At 69.3% G+C, this 23,824-nt stretch carries 26 protein-coding genes; 14 read left to right on the top strand and 12 right to left on the bottom strand.

What is annotated here, in order from left to right; translation table 11 throughout:
• Positions 1–92 precede the first annotated feature (92 nt).
• Complete coding sequence (locus ACI8U3_RS12170; RefSeq protein WP_415015142.1) at positions 93–1,049, top strand: alpha/beta fold hydrolase; 957 nt, start codon at positions 93–95, stop codon at positions 1,047–1,049.
• A gap of 92 nt (positions 1,050–1,141) precedes the next feature.
• A complete protein-coding gene (locus tag ACI8U3_RS12165) occupies positions 1,142–2,233 on the top strand; it encodes a Glu/Leu/Phe/Val family dehydrogenase (RefSeq protein ID WP_415015141.1) in 1,092 nt (363 codons plus the stop codon).
• Between the two features lie 132 nt (positions 2,234–2,365).
• Here the strand turns inward: ACI8U3_RS12165 and ACI8U3_RS12160 are convergent, their stop codons facing one another.
• Positions 2,366–3,124, bottom strand: coding sequence for a tRNA1(Val) (adenine(37)-N6)-methyltransferase (locus ACI8U3_RS12160; protein ID WP_415015140.1), 759 nt, complete (start codon positions 3,122–3,124; stop codon positions 2,366–2,368).
• A 172-nt stretch (positions 3,125–3,296) separates the two neighbouring features.
• On the opposite strand from ACI8U3_RS12160, the gene ACI8U3_RS12155 reads away from it, so the two are divergent.
• Positions 3,297–4,265 carry a polyprenyl synthetase family protein gene (locus ACI8U3_RS12155; protein WP_415015189.1) on the top strand — a complete coding sequence of 323 codons (969 nt, stop codon included), beginning with the start codon at positions 3,297–3,299 and terminating at the stop codon, positions 4,263–4,265.
• Between the two features lie 67 nt (positions 4,266–4,332).
• Here the strand turns inward: ACI8U3_RS12155 and gltX are convergent, their stop codons facing one another.
• The 4 genes from gltX to ACI8U3_RS12135 all read right to left on the bottom strand — a co-directional run bounded on the left by gltX (position 4,333) and on the right by ACI8U3_RS12135 (position 7,592).
• Complete coding sequence (gltX, locus tag ACI8U3_RS12150; RefSeq protein ID WP_415015139.1) at positions 4,333–5,667, bottom strand: glutamate--tRNA ligase; 1,335 nt, start codon at positions 5,665–5,667, stop codon at positions 4,333–4,335.
• A gap of 53 nt (positions 5,668–5,720) precedes the next feature.
• Positions 5,721–6,572, bottom strand: coding sequence for an alpha/beta hydrolase (locus tag ACI8U3_RS12145; protein ID WP_415015138.1), 852 nt, complete (start codon positions 6,570–6,572; stop codon positions 5,721–5,723).
• Position 6,573: 1 nt separating this feature from the next.
• Positions 6,574–7,008 (bottom strand): RNA polymerase-binding protein DksA, encoded by a 435-nt coding sequence (gene dksA / locus ACI8U3_RS12140; protein WP_415015137.1) that lies wholly within the window; start codon positions 7,006–7,008, stop codon positions 6,574–6,576.
• Between the two features lie 161 nt (positions 7,009–7,169).
• The gene (locus ACI8U3_RS12135; protein ID WP_415015136.1) at positions 7,170–7,592 is read right to left on the bottom strand and encodes a flagellar assembly protein FliX; all 423 of its coding nucleotides are present in this window, start codon (positions 7,590–7,592) and stop codon (positions 7,170–7,172) included.
• A 192-nt stretch (positions 7,593–7,784) separates the two neighbouring features.
• On the opposite strand from ACI8U3_RS12135, the gene ACI8U3_RS12130 reads away from it, so the two are divergent.
• The 4 genes from ACI8U3_RS12130 (at position 7,785) to ACI8U3_RS12115 (ending at position 11,314) form a co-directional block, all read left to right on the top strand.
• Positions 7,785–8,894 (top strand): flagellar basal body P-ring protein FlgI, encoded by a 1,110-nt coding sequence (locus tag ACI8U3_RS12130; protein WP_415015135.1) that lies wholly within the window; start codon positions 7,785–7,787, stop codon positions 8,892–8,894.
• Positions 8,894–9,229, top strand: a complete 336-nt coding sequence (locus ACI8U3_RS12125) for a rod-binding protein (RefSeq protein WP_415015134.1) — start codon at positions 8,894–8,896, stop codon at positions 9,227–9,229. The genes ACI8U3_RS12130 and ACI8U3_RS12125 overlap by 1 nt, the downstream gene beginning before the upstream one ends.
• Positions 9,226–9,651, top strand: a complete 426-nt coding sequence (locus tag ACI8U3_RS12120; protein ID WP_415015133.1) for a flagellar basal-body protein FlbY — start codon at positions 9,226–9,228, stop codon at positions 9,649–9,651. Before ACI8U3_RS12125 ends, ACI8U3_RS12120 begins: the two co-directional genes overlap by 4 nt.
• A gap of 64 nt (positions 9,652–9,715) precedes the next feature.
• Positions 9,716–11,314: an EAL domain-containing protein gene (locus tag ACI8U3_RS12115; protein ID WP_415015132.1), complete on the top strand. Its 1,599-nt coding sequence runs from the start codon at positions 9,716–9,718 to the stop codon at positions 11,312–11,314.
• Here the strand turns inward: ACI8U3_RS12115 and ACI8U3_RS12110 are convergent.
• From ACI8U3_RS12110 to ACI8U3_RS12100, 3 genes are read right to left on the bottom strand one after another with little or no spacing between them, the layout of a single operon-like run.
• Positions 11,311–11,721, bottom strand: coding sequence for a hypothetical protein (locus tag ACI8U3_RS12110; RefSeq protein WP_415015131.1), 411 nt, complete (start codon positions 11,719–11,721; stop codon positions 11,311–11,313). The genes ACI8U3_RS12115 and ACI8U3_RS12110 overlap by 4 nt on opposite strands.
• Positions 11,722–11,759: 38 nt before the next feature.
• The gene (locus ACI8U3_RS12105; RefSeq protein ID WP_415015130.1) at positions 11,760–13,364 is read right to left on the bottom strand and encodes an ABC-F family ATP-binding cassette domain-containing protein; all 1,605 of its coding nucleotides are present in this window, start codon (positions 13,362–13,364) and stop codon (positions 11,760–11,762) included.
• The gene (locus ACI8U3_RS12100) at positions 13,330–13,461 is read right to left on the bottom strand and encodes a hypothetical protein (protein WP_415015129.1); all 132 of its coding nucleotides are present in this window, start codon (positions 13,459–13,461) and stop codon (positions 13,330–13,332) included. Before ACI8U3_RS12100 ends, ACI8U3_RS12105 begins: the two co-directional genes overlap by 35 nt.
• A 46-nt stretch (positions 13,462–13,507) precedes the next feature.
• Between ACI8U3_RS12100 and chrA the strand changes: the two genes are divergently transcribed.
• The 7 genes from chrA (at position 13,508) to ACI8U3_RS12065 (ending at position 20,391) form a co-directional block, all read left to right on the top strand.
• Entirely contained in the window at positions 13,508–14,815 is a 1,308-nt protein-coding gene (gene chrA, locus ACI8U3_RS12095) for a chromate efflux transporter (RefSeq protein ID WP_415015128.1), read from the top strand.
• A 27-nt stretch (positions 14,816–14,842) separates the two neighbouring features.
• A complete protein-coding gene (locus ACI8U3_RS12090) occupies positions 14,843–15,331 on the top strand; it encodes a group III truncated hemoglobin (RefSeq protein WP_415015127.1) in 489 nt (162 codons plus the stop codon).
• Between the two features lie 139 nt (positions 15,332–15,470).
• The gene (locus ACI8U3_RS12085) at positions 15,471–16,502 is read left to right on the top strand and encodes a peptidoglycan DD-metalloendopeptidase family protein (RefSeq protein WP_415015126.1); all 1,032 of its coding nucleotides are present in this window, start codon (positions 15,471–15,473) and stop codon (positions 16,500–16,502) included.
• 298 nt (positions 16,503–16,800) lie between these two features.
• Positions 16,801–17,148 (top strand): preprotein translocase subunit YajC, encoded by a 348-nt coding sequence (gene yajC / locus ACI8U3_RS12080; RefSeq protein ID WP_415015125.1) that lies wholly within the window; start codon positions 16,801–16,803, stop codon positions 17,146–17,148.
• Positions 17,149–17,175: 27 nt separating this feature from the next.
• Entirely contained in the window at positions 17,176–18,762 is a 1,587-nt protein-coding gene (gene secD, locus ACI8U3_RS12075) for a protein translocase subunit SecD (RefSeq protein WP_415015124.1), read from the top strand.
• An 8-nt stretch (positions 18,763–18,770) separates the two neighbouring features.
• Entirely contained in the window at positions 18,771–19,748 is a 978-nt protein-coding gene (gene secF / locus ACI8U3_RS12070; RefSeq protein ID WP_415015123.1) for a protein translocase subunit SecF, read from the top strand.
• Positions 19,749–19,755: 7 nt separating this feature from the next.
• Positions 19,756–20,391: a squalene/phytoene synthase family protein gene (locus tag ACI8U3_RS12065; RefSeq protein WP_415015122.1), complete on the top strand. Its 636-nt coding sequence runs from the start codon at positions 19,756–19,758 to the stop codon at positions 20,389–20,391.
• Here ACI8U3_RS12065 and ACI8U3_RS12060 read toward each other — a convergent pair.
• The 4 genes from ACI8U3_RS12060 to trmFO all read right to left on the bottom strand — a co-directional run bounded on the left by ACI8U3_RS12060 (position 20,388) and on the right by trmFO (position 23,820).
• A complete protein-coding gene (locus ACI8U3_RS12060) occupies positions 20,388–21,239 on the bottom strand; it encodes a hypothetical protein (RefSeq protein WP_415015121.1) in 852 nt (283 codons plus the stop codon). The two genes, ACI8U3_RS12065 and ACI8U3_RS12060, sit on opposite strands and share 4 nt — an antisense overlap.
• A 76-nt stretch (positions 21,240–21,315) precedes the next feature.
• Positions 21,316–22,206 (bottom strand): oxygenase MpaB family protein, encoded by an 891-nt coding sequence (locus ACI8U3_RS12055; protein WP_415015120.1) that lies wholly within the window; start codon positions 22,204–22,206, stop codon positions 21,316–21,318.
• A gap of 16 nt (positions 22,207–22,222) precedes the next feature.
• Positions 22,223–22,432, bottom strand: coding sequence for a hypothetical protein (locus ACI8U3_RS12050; RefSeq protein WP_415015119.1), 210 nt, complete (start codon positions 22,430–22,432; stop codon positions 22,223–22,225).
• Positions 22,432–23,820 carry a methylenetetrahydrofolate--tRNA-(uracil(54)-C(5))-methyltransferase (FADH(2)-oxidizing) TrmFO gene (gene trmFO / locus ACI8U3_RS12045; protein WP_415015118.1) on the bottom strand — a complete coding sequence of 463 codons (1,389 nt, stop codon included), beginning with the start codon at positions 23,818–23,820 and terminating at the stop codon, positions 22,432–22,434. Before trmFO ends, ACI8U3_RS12050 begins: the two co-directional genes overlap by 1 nt.
• Positions 23,821–23,824 lie beyond the last annotated feature (4 nt).

The following is a 23,824-nucleotide window of genomic DNA, read 5'->3' as shown; positions in this document are numbered from 1 at the left end:
GTAACCCCTCATCCCCCGCGCGCAGGATTTTCGCTGCGCTCAAATGCGCGGGTTCCCCCTTCTCCCGATGGGAGAAGGGCGCCGCGTTCGGCTTGCTCCTCCTGCTCGCCGCCTGCGCGCCGACGGTCCAGCAGCCGCTCACCCCTTCCCCGACCTTCACCGGGCCCGCGATCGAGGCCGACGCCTTCGTGGTTCAGGATGGGGCCCGCCTGCCCATGCTGCGCTGGCTGCCGGAGGGCGAGCCGTGGGCGGTGGTGGTGGCCCTGCACGGCATGAACGACCACAAGGCCTCGTTTCATCTCGCCGGCGCCCACTGGGCCGAGCGCGGCGTCGCCACCTACGCCTATGACCAGCGCGGTTTCGGCCGGGCGCCGGGGCGCGGCGTCTGGGCCGGGCAGGACCTGATGACCGAGGATCTGCGCACGGTAGTCGCGCTGGTCCGCGCGCGGCACCCGGACGCGGTCATCGCCGTGGCGGGCGAGAGCATGGGCGGCGCCGTGGCCGTGGCCGCCTTCGCCTCGGACCGTCCCCCCGCCGCCGACCGCGTCGTCCTGCTGGCCCCGGCGGTGTGGGGCTGGTCCAGCCAGCCGCTCAGCTACCGCGCCAGCCTCTGGGCGGCTGCACGCCTGATGGGCTCCACCGCGCTGGAGCCGCCGGACTGGGCGGTGCGGGACATCCGAGCCTCCGACAATCTGGTTGAGCTTCTACGCATGGGCCGCGACCCGGACATGATCTTCGCCACGCGGTTCGACACCTTGTCGGGTCTGGTGGACTTGATGGAGACCGCCAGCCGGGATCTGGGCGCCACCCGCGCGCCCACGGCTCTGTTCTATGGGGCCAACGATCAGATCATCGAGGCCGACCCCATGGCCCTGGCGCTGGAGCGGGCAGGAGACGCGCCGAACCTGCGCACGGCGTTCTACGAGAACGGCTGGCACCTGCTGAACCGGGACCGGCAGGCCCTGGCCGTCTATGGGGATGTGGAAACCTTCCTGCGCGATCCCGCCGCGTCGTTTCCCTCGGGCGCCCCGCCGCTTCCGGCCGAATAACGCCGCCTCGAAACCGTCATGCTTGCCGGGCAAGAGCAGGCGGCGTATTTGGCGCGCACAAAAATCTGCTCAGGGAAGGCTCAGTTCAGGGCATGACGCTTTTCGATTCGCCGTCTTTCGCACAACACGAAGGCGTGCACGCCTTCTTTGACGAGAAAACCGGCCTCAAGGCCATTGTCGCGGTGCACTCCACGGCGCGGGGCCCGGCGGTGGGCGGCTGCCGCATGTGGAACTACGGTTCTGCGGCCGAGGCGCTGGAGGACGTTCTGCGTCTGTCGCGCGGCATGAGCTACAAGAACGCCGTGGCCGATCTGGACATGGGCGGCGGCAAGTCGGTCATCATGGGCGATAGCCGCACCCAGAAGACGCCGGAGCTGTTCCGCGCCTTCGGCCGCGCCCTGAACACCCTGGGCGGTTGCTATTATTCGGCCGAGGACGTGGGCGTTTCGGTGGAAGACATCGCCGAGGCTCGCAAGGAAACCTCTTATGTGGTCGGCCTGTCCGGCGGCAAGGAGGGCTCGGGCGACCCCAGCCCCGTCACCGCCGAGGGCGTCTACCGCTCCACCCTGGTGGCCGCGCGCCGCCTGTGGAAGCAGGACGACCTCACCGGCCTGACCGTAGCGGTGCAGGGCGTGGGCCATGTGGGCGGCTATCTGGCCGACAAGCTGGCCAAGGCCGGCGCGAAGCTGATCGTCACCGACGTCAACACCCAGGCGCTGGAAGAGGTCGCGGCCCGCACGGGCGCCGAGATCGTGGCGCCGGACGCCATCTATGATGTGCAGGCGGACATCTATGCCCCCTGCGCCCTGGGCGCGACCCTGAATGAGAAGACCCTGGACCGCATCACGGCCAAGGCGGTGGTGGGCGCGGCGAACAACCAGCTGGCCACGCCGGAGATCGGCCACGAGCTGTTCCGCCGCGGCGTGCTGTACGCGCCGGATTACGTGGTCAACGGCGGCGGCATCATCAATGTAGCCTCCGAGATGCGCGCCCGCGAGACCGGCGGTTCCTATGACCCCGAGTGGGTCGAGGGCAAGGTGGACCGGCTGATGCAGACGCTGGAAGAGGTGCTTGAGCGCTCCGAGGCGGAGCAGCGACCCACCCACGAAATCGCCGACGCCATCGCCGAAGCCCGCATCAATGCGGCGCGGGACGCGAAAGAGGCGCAGCGCAAGGCGGCGTAGCTCCCGTTCCTTGCTCGTCATTCCCGGCCTTGTGCCGGGAATCCATAAACGCGGACCGTTCAGGTCTGGCTCTGCATGGCCGGAGCGTATGGACCCTCGGGACAAGCCCGAGGGTGACGAGGATTGGGGATGTCATCCCCAATCGAGCGCTGCCTCACCCCGCAGGATCGCTTCCGCCTCGGCTGAGTGCTTCCCGCCTTCGCGGTCGTGCAGGATCAGGGGCGGCAGCAGGCGCAGGGGCGCGCGGCCGGTCTTGACGGCGTGCACCAGCACTCGCTTGGCCGGTTCGTCTGCATAAGGGTGCACGGGGCGCACCGCGAACGAGCCCGCCTTGTCGCCCAGCAGGGCCAGAATGTCCGCCAGCCGGTCGGCGCGGTGGATCATGACGATGCGCCCGCCTTCCTTCACCGCCTTGAGCAGGAAGCCGGTCCAGGCCGTCAGTCCGTCGTCGGCCATCCAGGCGCCGCGCTTGCCGGGGGCAGGGGCGCGCAGGGCGCCGGGGTCGTCGAAGAAGGGCGGATTGCTGACCGCCCAGTCGAAGGGCGCCAGCCCCAGCGCGCGGAACCCGGCGGCCACGTCGCCCTGACGCACGTCGATCCGGTCGGCCCAGCCGTTCAGCGCCGCGTTATCAGCCGCCAGCCCGGCCATGGCCGCGTCCCGCTCCAGCCCCGCCAGCCTCACGCCCGGTCGCCGGGCGGCGATCTGCATCAGCACGGCGCCCGCGCCGCAGCCCGCCTCCATCACCTGCTGGCCGGGCAGGGCGGGGCAGGCGGCGGCCAGCAGGGCGGCGTCCATGCCGGCGCGATAGCCGCGCGCGGGCTGGCGCAGCCGCACGCGCCCGTCCAGCAGGGCGTTTTCGGTGACGTCGATCTGTTCGGGTGTGGCGTTCACGCTTCTTGACCCCGCAATGCGCCCTCACCATTGTGCGCCGCGACGAAAAGGGGCAAGTCGGCGCCTCGATTTTACAGGCCGGAATCGCCCGGCGCGTACGGAAAGAGTCTCTCCCTTGGACGCATCCTCCGCCAAGCCCGCCCCGGCCGCCGACGGGCGCCCGAAAGGCGACGTGGAGGCCCTGATCCGTCTGGCGGAGGCCGACATGGGGCGCGTGGACGCCCTCATCATCGAGCGGATGCAGTCCGACGTGCCGGTCATTCCCCTGCTGGCCGAGCATCTGGTGGCGGCGGGCGGCAAGCGCCTGCGGCCCTTGCTGACCGTGGCGGCGGCGCGGGCGACGGGCGGGCCGGTGGAGGCGGCGGTCAGCCTGGCCGCGGCGGTGGAGTTCATCCACACCGCCACCCTGCTGCACGACGATGTGGTGGACGGGTCCGAGCTGCGGCGGGGCAAGGTGGCGGCCCACCTGATCTGGGGCGCGGCGTCCAGCGTGCTGGTCGGCGACTTCCTGTTCGCCCGCGCCTTCGAGCTGATGGTGGAGACCGACAACATGCGCGCCCTGGGCGTGCTGGCCCGCGCCGCCGGGGTCATCGCCGAGGGTGAGGTGCTGCAGCTGACCCGCGCCCACGACATCACCCTGGACCGGGACACCTATCTCAAGATCATTCAGGCCAAGACCGCCGAACTGTTCGCCGCCGCCGCCGAGTCGGGGGCGCTGGGCGCCGGGGCCGCCGACGCCCAGGTCACGGCCTTGCGTGACTACGGCATGGCCCTGGGCGTGGCGTTCCAGCTGGCCGACGACGCGCTGGACTACGGCGGCGCCTCGGAAACCCTGGGCAAGAACGCCGGCGACGATTTCCGAGAGGCCAAGGTGACGCTGCCCCTGCTGATCGCCATGGAGCGCACCGGCGACGCCGAGGCCGCCTTCTGGACCCGCACGATCGATCGTCAGGACCAGGGCGAAGACGACTTCCGCCGCGCCCGCGAACTGATCGCCTCCACCGGGGCGCTGAGCGCCACCCTGGACGAGGCCGCCGCCTGGGCCGACCGGGCCAAGGCCGCGCTGGACGTGCTGCCGGACGGAGACTGGCGCCGCGCCCTGGCCGCCCTGGCCGATTTCGCGGTCAGCCGCGCAGCCTAGATATCCACCTTCGGTTTGTCCCGAAGAGGCGCGGTTGCGCCCTTGCGGGGAGACGGCCCGATCGGGTTCAGGCGGTTTCGCCCTTCAGCCGCCGCACGATGCGCTCGCGGTCGATCAGCGGCAGCAGTGAGGCCATGTCAGGGCCGTGCTCCATGCCGGTCACGGCCTGACGCAGGGGCATGAAAAGGGCCTTGCCCTTGGCGCCCGTCTTGTCCTTCACCGCGCCGGTCCACGCGCTCCAGCTGTCGGCGCTGATTTCGGCCGGGAGAACCTCCAGCGCGGCCGCCGCGAAGGCCGGGTCGGCGATGATGGGCGTGACCGGGCCGTTCACCAGCCGGGCCAGATCTTTCACATCGGAGAACTTGCCCAGGTTCGGGCGCACCGCGTCCCAGAACCCCTGCCCAAGATCACAGTCCATGGCGACCAGACGCGCACGCGCGTCCTCATAGGCGACGCCGTGCAGGGCCTGGGCGTTCAGGCGGTCCAGATCGGCGGTGTCATAGCGCGCCGGCGAGCGACCCATCTTGGAGAAGGCGAACGACTGGCCCAGCGCCTCGACCGAGTCCGCCACTTCCAGCGGATCAGATGTGCCGATGCGGCCCAGGTGGCTGGTGATGGCGATGGGCTCATAGCCCTGGTCGCGCATGTCGCTGATGGACAGCGAGCCCAGCCGCTTGGACAGGGCCGCGCCGTCCGCGCCCACCAGCAGCGGCATGTGCGCGAAGCCGGGCGCATTCGCGCCCAGCGCCTCGAAGATCTCGATCTGGGCGCCGGTGTTGGTGACGTGGTCCTCGCCCCGGATCACATGGGTGATCTTCATGTCGATGTCGTCCACCACCGACGGCAGGGTGTAGAGAAACAGGCCATCCTCCCGGATCAGCACGGGGTCGGACATGGAGGCGGTGTCCACCTCGGCGTGCCCGCGGGCCAGGTCTTCCCATGACACGCGCTTGCCTTCCAGCTTGAAGCGCCAGTGCGGGCGGCGGCCCTCGGCCTCCAGCTTCGCCTTGTCCGCGTCGGTCAGCTCTAGGGCGGCGCGGTCATAGATGGGCGGCAGGCCGCGCGACAGCTGCACCTTGCGGCGGCGGTCCAGTTCGTCGGACGTCTCGTAGCAGGGATACAGGCGGCCCGAGGCCTTCAGCCGCGCGGCGGCCTCCTCATAGCGGTCGAAGCGCTGGGACTGGTTGTAGCGTTCGTCCCAGGTCAGGCCGAGCCATTGCAGGTCCGTCTCGATTCCGCTCTCGAATTCCTTCGTCGAACGCTCCAGGTCGGTGTCGTCGATGCGCAGCACGAAGGCGCCGCCCTGACCCTTGGCGAACAGCCAGTTCACCAGTGCGGTGCGCACGTTGCCCACGTGCAGACGTCCCGTAGGGGACGGCGCGAAACGAACCTTGACGGACATGGAATTCAGACCTTGCAGAGAAGGCGCACAGGTCGGTCAGCGGGGGGCGGAAGTCAAGGCGCGTCGTCCTGCCCGAACAGCCACAGCATCCCCGCCCGGTAAGCATCCGGCGCGTTGGCGGCGTGGGTGCCGTCTTCGATGCGCACTGAATGCAGGCGCCACGGCCTCTCGGATTGATTCTCCCAGTGCTGCATCCACTGAACGGCCTCGGCTTGAAGATCGGCGCGGTCACGCGTGCCGCTGGTCACCACCACCCCGAGATCGCCGCGCGTCGCCTCGGCGGCGGGTTCCAGAAGGGATTCTATTCCCGGCGTGATCGAGGGATTACTGGCGATGCGGCCCCAGAACAGGTCGGGGTCCGTGACGGCGGAATAGAGCACGAAGGCGCCGCCGCGCGACTGGCCGAACAGGACACGGCGGCCGGGGTCCGATCGATAGTTCGCCTCGATGCGGGGGATCAGTTCGGATTTCAGGAATCGCTGGAACGCCTCGGCGCCCGGCTGTTCGACGCCGTCGCCGGGCGACTGGAAGTCGATGTTGCGCCGGTTCACCGACGGCTCGAACCCGCCATAGGCGATGCCCACCACCAGCGCCTCGGGCAGTTGCTCGTCGTAGTGCAGGAACAGGTGATTGGCGGCCAGGATGGGGAACAGGGAGTCCCCGTCGGTCAGATAGACGGTGGTATAGCGCACCTCCGCCGCCGGCTCGTAGCCCTCCGGATAGCGCACATAGATGTGGTAGGGCCGCCCGGTCGCGTCGGACTCGATGCGGAAATAGTCGCCGCGCAGGGCGGGCAGGTGATCCAGCGGGGTGACGGCGTCATCCGGAGTCTGGGCGCGGACAGAGGCGCCCATCAGCGATAGGATCAGGACGGCCAGGACAGCGATCAGCCCCGGCGCGCGCAAGTCAGTCGTCCCGGTGGACGCGCTCGCGGCGCTCGTGACGCTCTTGGGCCTCGACGCTCAGGGTCGCGGTGGGTCGGGCTTCCAGACGACCCAGGCCGATGGGCTCGCCCGTCTCCTCGCAATAGCCGTACGAGCCGTCCTCGATCCGGCGCAGGGCCTCATCGATCTTGGAGATCAGCTTGCGCTGGCGGTCGCGGGTGCGCAGCTCCAGAGCCCGGTCGGATTCCGAAGACGCCCGGTCCACCAGATCGGGATGGTTCTCGGTCTCGGCCTTGAGGTTCACCACAGTGCCCTTTGACTCGCGAAGGATGTCATCCTTCCAGTCCATCAGCTTCTGCTTGAAATAGGCCAGCTGCCGTTCGTTCATGAACGGTTCGTCGTCGGACGGCCGGTAGGCCGGCTGATCCTTGGTCACCACTGCGGTTGCGGTCATCACAAACTCACGCTCGCTCCGAGCGCCCCCCTGCGAAGCGAGTGGACGTATATGGCCCGCGACGAGTCGCCGCAACGGCGTTCTCGCATCCGTGATGGAAAATTCATCGACCGGGCGAAAATCGCCACGCCTCAAGCGAAATCACTGAATTTTCGACGGGTATTTCAGGTGCCGCGGCGCATGTCCGCCTTGGCCAGCTCCACCGCAGCCCGCAGATCGATCTGATCCAGCACCGCGTTCAGGCCGGGATCGGCGCTGTCGGGACGCTCTTCGCGCACCGCGCGGGCCAGGTTGTTCAGCACTCCCACGCCGTCCTGTCCGGCCAGCATCATCAGTTTCAGCTCATCCAGCCGGTCCAGCAGACCGCCGCCTCGGCGCATGGCCCGGCGGCGGCGTTCCGTGGCGTCCTCAACCCCTTGCAGCGCCATCAGGGCCGAGACTCCGGACACACCGCCGGTCGCCGATGCGGCGGACGCGGCGCCGGCGGCGGACGGACCGCCGGACGGCAGGCTGAAGCCTCCGCCAGAGGTGCGGGACGGGCGGCTGGACGGGGTGGAGGTCGTGCCCGAGGGACCGGTGACCTTCATGAATCGGCGCTCCTGAAACATGGCGCGGGAATATGGGGGCACCATCGGGGGGTTCGCGTCACTGTTTGGTTAACGGCCCGGCAGCATTTGCCCGGCGGGCGGAAGTTCCGGCCTCAAATTCGTTGTTTTCACTGGATTTTCCGGTGGCATGCATCTGGCATCGCGCCGGGCGAACAGTATCGGAATTCACCCATGCGCCTGATCGTCCGCATCGCTATCGCCGCCCTCGCCGCCGTGGCCGTCGGCTGGAGCGCGCCTGTCCTGGCCCAGTCCCGCATCAAGGACATCGCCTCGGTCGAGGGGGTCCGCACCAACCAGCTGGTGGGCTACGGCTTGGTGGTGGGCCTGAACGGCACCGGGGATTCCCTGCGCAACTCGCCCATGACGCGCCAGTCGCTGGAGGCGATGATGGAGCGACTGGGCGTCAACATCCGCGACGCCAACGCCAACACCAAGAACATCGCGGCGGTCATGGTCACCGCCGATCTGCCGTCCTTCGCCACAGCGGGCTCGCGCATCGACATCAACGTCTCGGCCATGGGCGACGCCAAGAGCCTGCTGGGCGGCACCCTGCTGGTCACCAGCCTGCAAGGCGCGGACGGCCAGGTCTATGCGGTGGCCCAGGGCACGGTGCAGACCGGCTCGATCTCGGCGGGCGGCGCCTCGGGCTCGTCGGTCACGCGCGGCGTGCCCACGGCCGGGCGGATCGCGGGCGGCGCCAGCGTCGAACTGGAGACCGGCTTCTCCCTCGCCTCCATGAGCGAGCTGCGGCTGAACCTGCGCAACCCCGACTTCACCACCGCCCAGCGCGTGGCCCAGGCCATCAACCTGGCCTATCCGGGTACAGCGTTCGCCGACAACGGCGCGGTCATCACCCTGCGCCCGCCGCCCCAGCTGGGCGCCGCCGGCTTTATCAGCCGCATCGAGAATCTGCCGGTCAATGTGGACACCCCCGCGCGGGTCATCATCGACGAGGTCAACGGGGTGATCGTCATGGGCGACGCGGTCCGGGTCTCCACCGTAGCCATCGCCCAGGGCAACCTGACCGTCTCCATCCAGGAACGCCCCTTCGCCAGCCAGCCGGAACCCTTCGCCGGGGGCGACACCGTGGTCCTGCCCGACACCGAGGTGACCATCGAGGAGGACCTGGGCACCCAGATGCGCATCGTTGGCGGCGACACCTCCCTGTCCACCCTGGTCAACGGACTGAACGCCCTGGGGGTCAGCCCCCGGGACATGATCTCCATCCTGCAGGCCATCCGCGCGGCGGGCGCCCTGCAGGCCGAAATCGAGGTGATGTGATGACCCCCACGGCTCCTTCCGTCGACATGCTGCGCGGCGCCCCTTCCCTGGCGGCCATCTCCGGCGCCGATCAGGCCCGCATTCGCCAGACGGCCCAGGACTTCGAGGCCGGCTTTCTGGCCCAGATGCTGCGCCCCATGTTCGAGGGCCTGTCCACCGAGGCGCCCTTCGGCGGCGGGCATGCGGAAGAGACCTGGCGCGGCTTCATGATCGACGAAATGGGCAAGCAGATCAGCCGTTCCGGCGGGATCGGACTGGCCGATCAGGTCATGGCCGAGATGATCCGCATGCAGGCCGGACAGTCCACCGCCCCCAGCGAAGGAGACGCCGCATGAGCGCCGCCGAACACGCCCGCCGCCTGACTGACCTCACAAACCGCCTGACCGAGCGTCTGGCTGAGGAGACCCGCTGCTTTGAAGCCCGCCGGCCGCAGGACGTGGCCCCCGGGGTGGCTGAGACCCAGGACATGGCCAACCTCTATCGCCGTGAGACGGCGCGGGTGAAGGCCGACCCCCGGCTGCTGGAGGGCGTGCCCCTCGCCGAGCGCGATGCCCTGATCGCCGCGACCCAGGCCTTCGAAGCTGTGCTGGCCCGACACAACCGCGCGCTGGAAGCCGCCAAGACCATCACCGAGGGGCTTGTCCAGACCATCGCCCGCGAAGTGGCCGCCGCGCGGGCCCAGGGCGCGGGTTACGGCGCCGGCGGGGTCGCGGCGGCGACCGACGGCCGGGCGGTGACCCTGAACCGGACGGCCTGAACGCGTTCATCTGTTAACCGACTGCATTGGCGGGAAATTTACGGCTGTCGGGGATGATGGCGCCATGTCGCTGACCCGCAGCCTCCTTGGCATGGCCTTCGCTTCCGCGGACCTTCTTCTGGAGGTCGACGCGGACGGTCGTATCTTGCTGGCTCTGGGCGCCGCGCCGGACGGGGCTGACCCCGAATCGATCAAGGGCGCTTCGCTGGCGGACATGATGGCGCCGGCTTCTCGCGCCGAGGTGCTGGAGGCGATGGCCCGCCGCAGTCCCGGCCGGGACACGGTCCCGGTCAAGGTTCGCTGGGGCGCCGCCAAGGTTCGCGATGCGGAACTCAAGCTGTTCGGGCTGCCCGAGTTGGCGCCGCGTCTGTCCTGCGCCCTGACCTATCGCGGCAAACCCGCAGCGATGCCCAAGCCCGAGACCGGCGCGCCGCCGCCGCCCCTGGCCGACGGTCAGGGCCTCATGCAACAGGTGCGCGCCGCCATGGAGGGTTTGACCGTCCAGCAACGCAGCGCGCTGTCCTTCACCTTTGTGGACCTCCCCGGGGTCGACGCGCACAAGGCCGGGCCCGAGGGGGAGGCGTTGATGGACGCCCTGTCGCAACTGCTTCAGTCCGCCTCGTGGAACGGCGCCAGCGCCGCCCGTCTCAGCGATGAGCGCTATGCACTGCTGGGTCAGCCGCCACGGATCGACGAGCTGAACGGCGATCTCGAACGGTTGATGGAGCGGCACGGCGCCGATGTCACACCGAAAACCGTGTCCGCGCCGGTGCCGCACACGCCGGACCCCCTGCCGACACTGCGCGCGCTGCGCATGGCGCTGGACGGTTTCCTCAGGAAGGGCGTCGACGGCGAGCCGCAGATGACCTTCGCCACAGCCCTGATGCGGACCATGAAGGACGGCGAGCGCCTGCGGACGATCATAGCGGAGCGCGCCTTCGATCTTCACTATCAGCCGATTGTGGACCTCGGGACAGGCGCCGTGCACCACTTCGAGGCCCTGACCCGTTTCACCGAGGGCGCCAGTCCCGCCGGGGCGATCCGGATGGCCGAGGAACTGGCCATGGTCACGGATCTGGACAAGGCCGTGGCGGACAAGGCGGTGCGCAAGCTGAACAGTCCCGGCTTCGGCCTGATCCGCATCGCCGTGAACGTGTCGGCGGCGTCCCTGGCCTCGGACGATTACGTGGATCGGCTCCTTGCCATGACAGGCGACCGTCCCGACCTGCGCAAGCGTTTGATGGTCGAAGTCACGGAGACCGCGGCGCTAAACGACCTGGCGGCGGCGGATCGGCGGCTGGCGCGGCTGCGCGAAGCCGGAATTCAGGTCTGCATCGACGACTTCGGCGCCGGCAGCGCCTCCTTTGACTATCTGCGGTCCCTGTCTGTGGACATCGTCAAGATTGACGGCGGCTTCGTGACGACCCTGGCGGACGGCGGCAAGGACAACACCGTGGTCCGGCATCTGGTTGAGCTGTGCAACGCGCTGGGCATCGCCACCATCGGCGAAATGGTCGAGACGGAGCCTGTGGCCGAAGCGCTTCGCGAACTGGGGGTCAACTACGCCCAGGGCTACCTTTATGGGCGTCCGGAGAAGGAGCCCCGCATGCGGGTGTCGAAGCCTGCGGCCCGGCGCATCGGCGTCACGGAGGGCTGGGGCTAGTCAGAGCTCCGACGGCGCCGGGGCCGCAGAGGCGTAGCCATCAGGCAGCAGGCGAGCGACGAGACGGCGCCGATCAGCGTGATGCCCGCCACATCCCACGTGTCCGGCTGACTGGTCGGATAGCCGCTGTTCAGGAAAATGAGACTCGCCGCGCTGGCCGCAGCGCCGAGCAAGGGCACGATCGCGATCCAGGGCCGGTCCCCAAGGCGCGGCGACAAGCCTGCCGCCGCCACGCCGGTTGCGAGCGCAGGCAAGAACCCCGCCAGATACCCCAGCAGGGCGGCATAGATCGGCGTGGTCAGATACTCCGCGCGCCACGGCTCGGCCGGGTTCAGAAGAACCTGCACGATCCAGATTATGCCGAAAACGAACCCGCCGATGAGCGGCCCAGCGCCTGCGAAGATCAAGATGACCCCCAGCGCGCGCCCGAAGATTTCACCGTCCCTCATGGATGGGCAAATGACCCCTCGCGCCGCAGGTCGGGCAAGGTCAGGGTCCGGGTTATCCCCATATGATCGAGAAACACCGGATCATGGCTGACCACCACCAGGGCGCCGTCATAGGCGGTCAGCGCCGCCTCCACCGCCGCGACGGAGTCCAGGTCCAGATGATTGGTGGGCTCGTCGAGAATCAGCAGTTGCGGGGGTCGGGCCCCGGTCATGACGCAGGCCAGGGCCGCGCGCAGGCGCTCTCCGCCTGACAACGTCCTGACGACCCGCCGGGCCTCCACATTCCGGAACAGGAACCGGGCCAGAGCGGCGTGGGCGTCATTGGGCGAACTTTCCGGGTTCAGCCGCAGCCATACCTCGATCAGGGTTTCGTCGGGTCTCAGGATGGCCGCGTCCTGATCCAGCAGGGCGGCGCGGACGGGGCGGCGCACGGCGCCCGACGTCGGCTCGAGCACCCCCGCCATCAGCTTCAGAAAGGTCGTCTTGCCCGCGCCGTTGGGGCCTGTGATCGCCATCCGCTCGGGCCCGGTGACACGCAGGGAGACGGGGCCGAGGGCCATGTCTGGAACCCCAAAGGCGAAACGGACATCTTCCATATCCAGCACCGTCTTGCCGGACGCCAGACCGGTGGACGGCATGGGGATAGACAGCCCGCGCGTCAGTTCCACTCGCTCGCGGGCCGCCGCCAGATCGGCTTCCACCCGGGCGGACTCCCGCGTCGCCAGACGGTTGTTGCGGGCGGCGGAGTTCTCGGCGCTCTCGGCGCGCATGCCCAGCAGGATCTTCGGCATGTCGCCCTTCATGGCCTTCCGGCGCCCGGCCCGGTCGCGGCGGGCCTGGGCCTCGGTGCGGCGCCGGGCGTCGGCGGCCGCACGGGCAGCTTCGGTTTCGGCTGTCGCCAGGGTGCGTTCCGCCGCCTCTTGCTCGGCGGCCTTGCGTTCGGCGTATAGCGCCCAGTTTCCGCCGTAGGTCGCCGCGCCCAGGCTGGACAGTTCGACGATGCGGTCCACGCGGCCCAATAAATCGCGGTCATGGCTGACCACCACCGCGCCGCCCTCCCATCGCTCCAGCACCCCGGCGATCAGGGCGCGGCCCTCGGCGTCCAGGTGGTTGGTGGGTTCGTCCAGCAGAATGAGGTCGGGTCGGACCAGCAGCAGGCCCGCCAGCCGCAGGCGGGTCTGCTCGCCGCCGCTGAGGCCGGCGGTCAGACGATGAAGGTGGAGACCCGACAGGCCGACCTGACCCAGCGCATCGCTCAGCCGCTCTTCCAGCGTCCAGTCCGCCTCGCCCACGTCCGTGACCGAGCCTTCGCCCGCCAGCACCCGCCGAAGCACAGCAAGCGGCCCAGCGACGCCCAGGGTGTCGGCGATCGTCTCGCCCGGCTCCGGGTCATGCCTCTGATCCAGCGCGCCGATTGTCCCGGCGCGCGTCACCGCGCCTTCGGCGGGCAGCTGCGCCCCGGCGATCAGGCGCAGCAGGGTGGACTTGCCCACGCCGTTCTTGCCCACCAGACCGGTGCGCTCACGGCCGAAGGCCAGACTCAGATTGTCGAAAAGGGTGGTTCCGTCAGGCGTTCGGGCGGCGACGCTGTCGAGCGTCACGTACGCGGACGGGGATAGGTTTGGGGCGAAGCGCGACATAGCCGATGACCAGCGAGAGGGCGGAAAGGGCGAAACCGATTTCCAGCGCGCTGATCATGGTTGTGTCTCCTTCTGAGGACCGAAGCCTGCAATATAGGAACGAAATGTCCGGTTCGCCAAGTCAGGTTCCGCTTCATGACCTCGTCAGGGCGTTCGGCCGTGTCGGGTTGATCAGCTTCGGCGGGCCTGCGGGCCAGATCGCCCTGATGCACCGGGTGGTGGTGGATGAGCGCAAGTGGCTGGACGAGGGCCAGTATCTGCGGGCGCTGAATTTCTGCACCCTTCTGCCAGGGCCCGAGGCCCAGCAACTGGCGACCTATGTGGGCTGGCGCCTGCATGGCGTGGCCGGAGGGCTGATCGCGGGCGGGCTGTTCGTGCTGCCGGGCGCGGCGGTCATTCTGGGCCTGTCGATCCTGTACGCCTATGCGGCTGATCTGACCTGGGTTCAGGGCGCGTTCTTCGGCGTGAAGGCGGCGGTGCTGGCCATCATCGCCCAGGCCCTGCTGCGGCTGGCGGGGCGGGCGCTGGACACAGGGCTCAAGCGCGGGCTGGCGCTGGCGGCGTTCGGGCTGCTGTTCCTGTTCAACGCGCCCTTTCCCGCGGTGATCCTCGGCGCGGCGCTGATCGGGGCCCTGTTCGCGGCGGCTCCCGTAGCGGCGCCCACGCCAGACGCCGAAACCCGGCCGCGAAAGCGCGACATGGCCTGGCGCACGGCTCGTTCTGTCGCCGTCTGGGGCGCGATCTGGGCCGCGCCGGCTCTGGCCATCCTGCTGCTGCTGGGCCCCGACCACGTGCTGATGGACATCGCCGCCTTCTTCTCGAAGCTGGCGGTGGTCACCTTCGGCGGCGCCTATGCGGTGCTGGCCTATATGGCGCAGGAGGCGGTGCAGACTCACGGCTGGCTGGACGCGGGCCAGATGGCCGACGGCCTCGGCCTGGCCGAGACCACGCCCGGCCCTCTGATTCTCGTCACCCAGTTCGTCGGCTTCCTCGCGGCCTTCCGCTTTCCCGAGCCGTTCACGCCGCTGCTGGCGGGGATCATCGGCGCCGGGCTGGGCACCTGGATGACCTTTGCGCCGTGCTTCCTCTGGATCTTCGCCCTGGCGCCGTGGATCGAGCGGCTGGAGCATGCGCGGCGGCTGCAGGCCGCGCTGTCCGGCGTGACGGCCGCCGTGGTCGGAGTGATCGCCAACCTGGGCCTATGGTTCGCCCTGCACGTGCTGTTCGACCAGACCCGGCGGGTTCAGACCGGGTCGCTCGACATGATCCTGCCGTTGCTGTCGGGCTTCCAGCCCGTGGCCCTGATCCTCGCCGCTGTCGCAGCCATCGCCCTGATCCGTTTCAAGCTGGGGATCATGGCCGTGCTGACCGGCGCGGTCGCGGCGGGCGTGGCGCTGCAAGCGGTCGCATAGGGCGGGCCTCGACCCTATCTTTCCTGAATGACTCGCCCCGCCCAGACCGAAGCCGAACACCGCGCCCGGCGCGAGGCCGCCACCGCGCGGCTGCGGGCCGAGACGGGCATCGACGAGGCCATGATCGACGCGCTTGTCGAGGGGTTCTACGCCCGGGTGCGCGACGACGCCCTGATCGGGCCGATCTTTGCGGCGCGCGTCGAGGACTGGGGGGCGCACCTGCATCAGATGAAGCTGTTCTGGTCGTCGGTGGCGCTGTCCACGGGCGTCTATCAGGGGCGGCCCATGCCGAAGCACCTGCCCCTGCCCATCGACGCGCGGCACTTTGACCGGTGGTTGGAGCTGTTCCGCGACACCGCACGCGAGCTGTGCCCCCCGGTCGCCGCCGCGCACGTCATCGCGCGGGCCGAGAGAATCGCGGCGAGCCTGGAGCTGGGCGTGGCGTCGAGCAACGGTGTCATCCTGGGGCCCGGCGAACGCTATGTTGCGCCGGCGAGACCATGGTCGCCGGCGTAATCGACGATTGGGCCGAGATCGCCATGAGCACTTGGCGCCGTTAACCCTTTCGCCGCAAAATAGCACCTTTCCGGCTGTTGGATGCCCGCGACGCGGGGCCGCGAGAACGGAACGATTCGAAATGATGATGAGGGCGGGGATGACCGGCTGGACCAGTCTGGCGCGCAGGGCGCTGATGATCGCGGGGGCGGCGGCGACGCTGGCGGCCTGTGCGTCATATCCGTCGGAGCCGCGCTATCCGACCCGACCCACGACCGGCGCGCCCGCGCAGCAATCGCCCTGGGGCGAGCCCCAGCCGCAAATTCCGGCGCCGCAGTCCGAGCCGGAAGCGGACGCCGATGCGTATGAGCCGACGCCGGCGCCCTATGAGCCCATCGAGGCCCAGCCCCTGCCGCCGACCGGCCAGCCGCAACCGCAGCCCGATTACCTGCCGGACCAGCGCCCCGGCGATACGCCTGTCGCGCCTGCCCAGCCTGGTCCCGTCAGCCCCGGCGCCACCTATGTGATCCAGCCCGGAGACACCATTTCCGGCGTGGCGCGCCGCTTCCAGACGCCGGTCCAGCTGCTGATCGATCTGAACGGCCTGGCGCCGCGAGCGGACATCTCGGCTGGACGCGGGCTGATCCTGCCGGACAGCGCGGTGGACACCGGCCCGGACCCTTACGCCACCGGCCCGTCGCCGCGCGGGGTGCTGGTGCCCGACACCGGCGCCGCCCCGCCGCCGCCGCCGCCGCCCTCCGGCAATCCGGCGGCTCCCCCGCCGGTGGAGACCTCCACCGGACAAGGCATGTTCGTCTGGCCCGTGCGCGGCGAGATCGTCCGACCCTTCGGCCAGGTGGGGGTCAGCGAACGGAACAACGGCATCCACATCGGCGCCGTGGCCGGGGCGCCGGTGGCTGCGGCCTCTGCCGGGCGCGTGGGCTATGTGGGCTCGGACCAGCCGGGCCTCGGTCTGGCGGTCATCATCATCCACCGGGACGGCTGGCGCACGGTTTACGCCCATCTGGGCTCGGCCACGGTCGCGTTCGGCGACGAGGTGCGTCAGGGCCAGGAGATCGGTACAGTGGGCCTGACCGCCGGTGACGGCCGACCCTCCATCGCCTTTGAAATCCGCCACATGCGCGGCGGCCAGCCGGTGGCCGTGGACCCGGTGACACTGTTGCCACGCTGAAACTTTCCCTCCCCGTTCGGGGAGGGGGCTGAGCCGTAAGGCGAAGCGGGTGGGGGCGGCTCGGCAAGGCCGCGCTCAAACAGTGAGGCGCCGCGCGCCGAACGGCAGCGCATCCAAGGAATGCTCGTATCGCCGAGCCCTCCCCACCCGGCCAACGCTGCGCGCCGACCGCCCTACCCGAACGGGGAGGGAGACGCTGCCCATCTGTCGCGTTGCAAAGGTCGTCCGGCGCCCCTAGGTTCCGCCCCTATTTCTGACGGGGCGTCGCGGACGCCCGCGCACGACCTTTGGAGACACCATGTTCGCCACCCCCGCCTACGCCTCGACCGCCGGCGCCGCCGCCGCTGGAGGCGGTCTGACCGCGACGCTGATCCAGTTCCTGCCGTTCGTGCTGATCTTCGTGCTGTTCTGGTTCCTGCTGATCCGTCCGCAGCAGAAGCGCATGAAGGCGCACCAGGCCATGGTGGCGGGCGTGAAGCGCGGCGACACGGTGGTGCTGTCCAACGGCATGATCGGCAAGGTCACCCGCGTCGAGGACCAGGAAGCCATGGTCGAGATTTCGCAGGGCGTGAACGTGCGGGTGGTCAAGACCATGATCGCCGAGGTGCGCAACCGCACCGAAATCGCCGCTAACGACAAGAAGTAAGACCAGGCCGGTCCGGGGTTTCGTTCGATGATTCAGCTTTCTCGCTGGAAGGTCTATGTGGTGGCGGCGGCGGTGTTGCTGTCGGCCCTGTTCGCCTTCCCGAACCTTCTGACCCCGGCCCAGCGCGAGGCGCTGCCCGGCTTCGTGCCCTCGGGCATCCTGAACCTGGGTCTGGACCTGCAGGGCGGATCCTATCTGATGCTGGAGGTGGACGTTGACGAGGTCCGCACCGCCCGCGTCAACGGCCTTGTGGAGGACATGCGCGTCATCCTGAATGAGCAGCGCATCGCCTTCTCGAATCTGGAGCGTCAGGACGGCGGCTTCCTGATCACCATCACCGACCCGGCCCGGTTCGACGCGGCCCTGTCGGCCTTGCAAGACCTGGCCCGCCCCACTTCCACCGGCGTGGCCGACGTCGCCGTTACGCGCCAGACCAACAACCGCATCCGCGTCGCCTTCACCGATCAGGCGCTCAGCGCCATGGGCGCCACCGCGGTGGATCAGTCCATCGAGGTGGTGCGCCGCCGCATCGACAGCCTGGGCACCCGCGAGCCCTCCATCACCCGCCAGGGCACGGACCGTATCGTGGTCCAGGCCCCGGGCGAGAGCGATCCCGAGGCGCTGGAGCGCGTCATCGGCCAGACCGCCCAGCTGACCTTCCAGATGGTGGACCACGAAAACTCGGTTCAGGAGGCCATCGCGGGCCGCGTGCCGCCGGACGCCGTTCTGATGCAGGACGAGTTCGGCCAGCCGCTACTGATCAAGCGCCGTGTGCTGGTGTCCGGTGAGAACCTGACCCGCGCCAGCGTGGGTTCGGATCAGTCGGGCCGTCCGGCCATCGACTTCCGCTTCGACGGTCAGGGCGCGCGCCGTTTCGGCGAGGCCACCGCCAACAATGTGGGCCGCCGCTTCGCCATCATCCTGGACGGCCAGGTCATCTCGGCGCCCAACATCATCAGCCCCATCACCACCGGATCCGGACAGATCACCGGCCAGTTCACCATCACCGAGGCGTCCGAGCTTGTGAATCTGCTGAACGGCGGCGCCCTGCCGGCGCCCCTGACGGTCGAGGAGCGCCGCACGGTGGGCGCCGGCCTGGGCGCCGACGCGGTCGAGGCGGGCATGAAGGCCACCATCATCGGCTTCCTGCTGGTGGTCGGCTTCATGGTCATCGCCTATGGCCTCGTGTTCGGCGGCATCAGCGTTCTGGCCATGCTGATCAACGGCATGCTGATCATCGCGGCCATGTCCCTGACCGGCGCCACCCTGACCCTGCCGGGCATCGCGGGTCTGATCCTGACCCTGGCCATGGCCGTGGACGCCAACGTCCTGATCTATGAGCGCATGCGTGAAGAGGCGAGGGCGGGGCGGTCCGCCATCGCCGCTGCTGACAGCGGCTTCAGCCGCGCCATGTCCACCATTCTGGACGCCAACATCACGACCCTGGGCGCGGCCCTGATCATGTTCCAGTTCGGGGCCGGGCCGGTGCGGGGCTTCGCCTGGACGCTGTCGATCGGCGTGTTCACCTCGGTCTTCACCGCCGTTCTGGTGACCCAGATCGGCGTGGCCATCTGGCTGCGGATGACCCGCGCCAAGAAACTTCCCATCGCGTGAGCGGACCCATGAAATTCTGGCCCTTCATCAAGCTGCTCCCCGACAAGACGAACCTGAAGTTCGTCAAATACGCGCCGATCATGGGCGGGCTGTCGGTGATCGCGGTGATCGCGTCCATCTTCTTCACCCTGTGGCCCCTGACCCCGCCCTGCGGCGGTCTGAACTGCGGCGTGGATTTCTCGGGCGGTCTGGTGGTCGAGATCACCGCCGCGCCGGAGGCTGCGGATATCACCGGTATCCGCGATGGTCTGAACGCCATGGAACTGCGCGATGTTCAGGTTCAGGCCTTCGGCTCCCCCAGTGACGCCCTGATCCGCTTCCAGACGCCGGAGGGCGACCCCGGCACGGTGCTGCGCGAGGTTCAGGCCACGCTGACCGACGTCCAGCCCTCCATCGAAGTCACCCGCACCGAGGCCGTCAGCGGCCAGGTGTCTCAGGAACTGCTGACCAACGGGGTCATGGCCCTGGGCGTGGCTATGCTGATGATGCTGGCCTACATCTGGTTCCGCTTCCAGTGGACCTTCGGCGTCGGCGCCCTGATTGGCCTGCTGCACGACGTGATCCTGACCTTCGGCCTGTTCGCCATCACCGGCATGGAGTTCACCCTGGTCAGCGTGGCCGCCATCCTGACCATCATCGGCTATTCCATGAACGACACCGTGGTGGTGTGCGACCGCCTGCGGGAGAACCTGCGCAAGTACAAGCGCATGCCGCTGGGCGAGGTGATCGACCTGTCGCTGAACGAGACCCTGTCGCGAACCATCATGACCGGCCTGACCACCATCCTGGGTCTGCTGGCCATCGCCCTGCTGGGCGGGGCGGTGCTGGCGGACTTCGCTTGGGCCATGATCTTCGGCGTCATCATCGGCACCTATTCGTCCATCTACATCGCCGCGCCGCTGATCCTGCTGTGGGGCGCCAAGCGCGGGACTGAGGACGAGGACGACGCCACGCCGATCAAGCTGGGCATGGCCTCCAAGCCCTGACGTCCCCATGATCGACCGCCGCGACCAGCTGGACGCCCAGGTGCGCGCGGCGGACCCGGACCGCTGGCTGTCCAGCCGCTTCGTGGCGGACCCGGAGCTGCGCGCGGACCTGATCGCGCTCTATGCCTTCGAGGCGGAGCTGATGGGGATACCGTCCAAGGTGACCCAGCCGCTGCTGGCCGAGATGCGCTTCACCTGGTGGGCCGACCAGATGGACGGCGTCTTCGCCGGCGAGCCGCGCAAGGGTCATCCGGTGCTGGAGGCGCTCGCCGCCGCCGCCGTCCGCCACGGCCTGGACCGCGCGCCGTTCGACGGCCTGATCAGGGCCCACATCGGCCGCGTCCACGACGAGCCCCACGATCTGGACGCCTTTTATGTGGGCCCCATGCAGAGCGCGGCGCGCATCCTCGCCGGCCCCGGCCATGAGGCGGCCGTGGCGCCCGCAGCCCGCCTGCGGGCCCTGTCCCAGACCGGCCGGGCGGACGAAGCCCGCGCACTGTGTCCCGAGGCCAACGCCGCCCTGAAAGCCCTGCCGCCCAAGGCCTTCCCCGCCGTCGCCCACGCCGCCCTCATTGACCACGCGGCGCCGGAGCCGCTGAAGCGACTGCGCCTGACCTGGGCCGTGCTCAGGGGAAGAGTCTAGTCCGCCATGGGCAGGCGGGCCACGTGGGGCTCGCCGTTCACCAGCCATACGATGATGGTCGGGTGGCCTTCGGTCACCACCTCCACGCCGCGCTGGACGAACCGATAGCCGGCCTCGCACGGCGTAACGTCCACGCCCTGATCCATGGCGCAGGCGGTCAGATAGCGGTCCCGCTCCAGCGGCCGGATGCGGCGCTCCACCAGCGGCCCGGTGGGCGGCTGTTCGGCGGTGATCACATTGATGGGGCGGGTGGGGTCCTTGGCCAGGATGAACTCCACATCGTGGCGCATGCTGTGGGGCCGCATGTGGATGCGGATGATGTCCGGCTGTCCGTCGTAGTCCACGTCCCATTGCAGTTGATCGGCCGGCTCGGTCAGGCCGTCACCCGTGGCCGCGTCGGCGGTGGCGTCGGCCAAGGTGGAGACCACCGGCTTGTCGTACAGATAGGGGGAGCCCATGCAGACGGCGTCCCACACCATGTGCTCGGCCGAGTGGGGGACGGGATGGCTGTCCTCGTTCGGCTCGGCCTGACCCAGCAAGCGCCCCCCGGCGTCGTAGGCGCGCACCGTCTGCGTGACCGCGCCGCCCGCGCAGTCAAAGGCGCTGTCGATGACGGTCCAGGCCTGACTACCCACCACCGCCCCGTGGTTGACCCACACATGGCGGGCGGTGCGGGTGTCCCAGCTGCGGGGCGTCCCCTGGGGCAGCATGTCCGCCTCCAGCAGGAACAGGGACGTTCCGTCCGGTTGTTCCGCCGTCGGGTTGAAGTCGATCAGCTGACGCCACGGGCCGTCGTCGGCCTCCGGCGCGGGCGACAGAAGGGCGAGGGCGGCGAGCCAGGCGATCATGGGACGACCCCGAAAACCGAAGATTTCTCACCCTATTGCGGGTCGCGCCGCCTGCAAAGCGTCCCGCGCGCCGCCGTCAGGAACCGGCGGGACGCTCGAACGTGGTGACGTCGCGCCCGTGAGTCCGCCGGTTGGGCGAGCCGTCGAAGGCCCAGCGGATGAAGCGGGCGGTGGTCAGGGCGCCGGCGCGCACCACCGGTCGCGGCAGGGGCGGGCGCTGGCCGTGCATGGTCTGGGCCCAAGGCGGCAGCAGATCGAACCCCGCCTGCATGATGACCCCGGCGGCGGCGTCCACAGCCGGTGCGCCGATGCGCTGGCGCATCACCATGTCCGCCACCTCGCGGGTGCGGGCGTCGGCGCGCAGGGCGGGCCGGAAGGACTGGATCACGGCCTCGGCCTCGGCCCGTGTCCGGGGCAGGGGATCGGCGCCCAGCGCCTGACCCACGCGGGCCATCTCGTCGAAATAGGCGTCCTGATCCGCGCGCGGCATGGCGGGCTCGGCGTAGCGGATCCAGGCGTCCAGAAAGCTGATGGTCTCGGTCACATGCACCCAGGCCAGCAGCGCCGGGTCGCTGACGCGATAGGCCGTCCCGTCCGGCAGCACGCCGCCCAGCTTCCTGTGGATGCGGTTGACCTTGTCGATGGCGGCCTGCCCCGCCTCGGCGTGGTCATAGGTGGTGACGGCGATGAATTTGGCCGTGCGCCGGAGGCGGCCGTGCATGTCGGCGCGAAAGTCGGAGTGATCCCACACCCCCGCCAGCACCGCCGGATGCAGCATCTGAAGCAGCAGGCCGGACACCCCGCCGATCATCATGGTGACCACGTCGCCGTTCACGCGCCACGCCACGGAGTCCGGCGGGAACAACGCATCGGCCCGCCGCAGGACCGGCCGCTCGCCCTTTTCGGCGTCATTGAAGACGTCACTGATCCGGCGGCGGATGGCGGCGCGGACGGGGTCCAGGATCATGATCTGTTCCGGACGTTCACGCCCGGCCCGCAGGCGGTTGAAGGGCGAGGATCTTGCGGTCGAGTCGGGTCACCTCCGCCTCCAGCCGCGCCTTCTCGGAGGCCATGTCGACCGGTGCGCCGTCGTCGTATGTGATCTGCGCGCCCTTCGCGATCAGGTCGAGGCGGTGGATCAGGGTGACGCGGCGCTCGATCAGGCGCCCGAGGTCGCTTTCAGGCGCCGCCATCAGGCCGCATCCCGCCACGCCTTCATCGCCTCCAGCGCCCGCACGCTCATCAACCGTTTCTTGGCCCGACCGCGATCCTTGGGCGGAATCTTCCTGCCCTCGGCGTCCACGCGCGGCGCCTCCAGTGGCGGCAGCAGGCCATAGTTGATGTTCATGGGCTGGAACTTGGAGCCTTCCATGTGCCCGCCGGTGATGTGCTCCACCAGGGCGCCCATGGCGGTCTCGGGCGGGGGCGGGGCCAGGTCGCGGCCCAGCGCCTGGGCGGCGGCGAGGCGGCCGGTCAGCAGGCCCATGGCGGCGGACTCCACATAGCCCTCCACCCCCGTCACCTGACCGGCGAAACGCAGGCGTGGCATGGCCTTCAGGCGCAGCTGGCGATCCAGCAGCTTCGGGCTGTTCAGGAAGGTGTTGCGGTGCAGCCCGCCCAGCCGTGCGAACTGGGCGTTCTGCAGGCCGGGGATCATGCGGAAGATGTCGGTCTGGGCGCCGTATTTCAGCTTGGTCTGGAAGCCCACCATGTTGAACAGAGTGCCCAGCGCATTGTCCTGGCGCAGCTGGACGATGGCGTGGGCCTTGACCATGGGATCGCGCGGATTGGTCAGCCCCACCGGCTTCATGGGGCCGTGACGCAGGGTCTCGCGGCCCCGCTCGGCCATAACCTCGATGGGCAGGCAGCCGTCGAAATAGGGGACGTTCTCCCATTCCTTGAACTCGGTCTTGGGGCCTTCGATCAGGGCGTCGATGAAGGCGTCGTACTGGGCCTTGTCCATGGGGCAGTTCACATAGGCCGCCGCGTCGCCGCCCGGCCCCGCCTTGTCATAACGCGACTGGCGCCAGGCGATGTCGAAATCGATGCTCTCTGCATGGACGATGGGCGCGATGGCGTCGAAGAAGCTGAGGGATTCCTCGCCCGTGGTCGTCAGGATCGCATCGGCCAGGGCGGGCGAGGTCAGCGGCCCGGTCGCCACGATCACGTTGTCCCAGTCCTCCGGCGGCAGGCCCGCGATTTCTTCACGCACGATGGTGATCAGCGGATGGGCGGACAGCTTCGCCGTCACCGCGTCCGAGAAGCCGTCCCGGTCCACCGCCAGCGCTCCGCCCGCCGGCACCTGATTGGCGTCGCCGCAGGCCATGATGACCGAGTCCAGCGCCCGCATCTCGGCGTGCAGCAGGCCCACGGCGTTGTATTCCCAGTCGTCGGACCGGAATGAGTTGGAACAGACCAGTTCGGCGAGCCCGTCGGTGTGGTGCGCGTCGGTCTTCACGCCGGGCACGCCGCGCATTTCATGCAGGATGACAGGGACGCCTGCATTGGCGATCTGCCAGGCTGCTTCAGACCCGGCCAAGCCGCCGCCGATGACGTGTACAGGGGAGGGGGATGTGCTCATGTCG

Origin of the sequence: Brevundimonas sp. (assembly GCF_047617075.1) — a bacterium.
In the GTDB taxonomy this organism is placed as follows: domain Bacteria; phylum Pseudomonadota; class Alphaproteobacteria; order Caulobacterales; family Caulobacteraceae; genus Brevundimonas.
The sequence above is the reverse complement of the archived record's forward strand: the minus strand, read 5'-3'. Positions and strand labels throughout refer to the sequence as shown.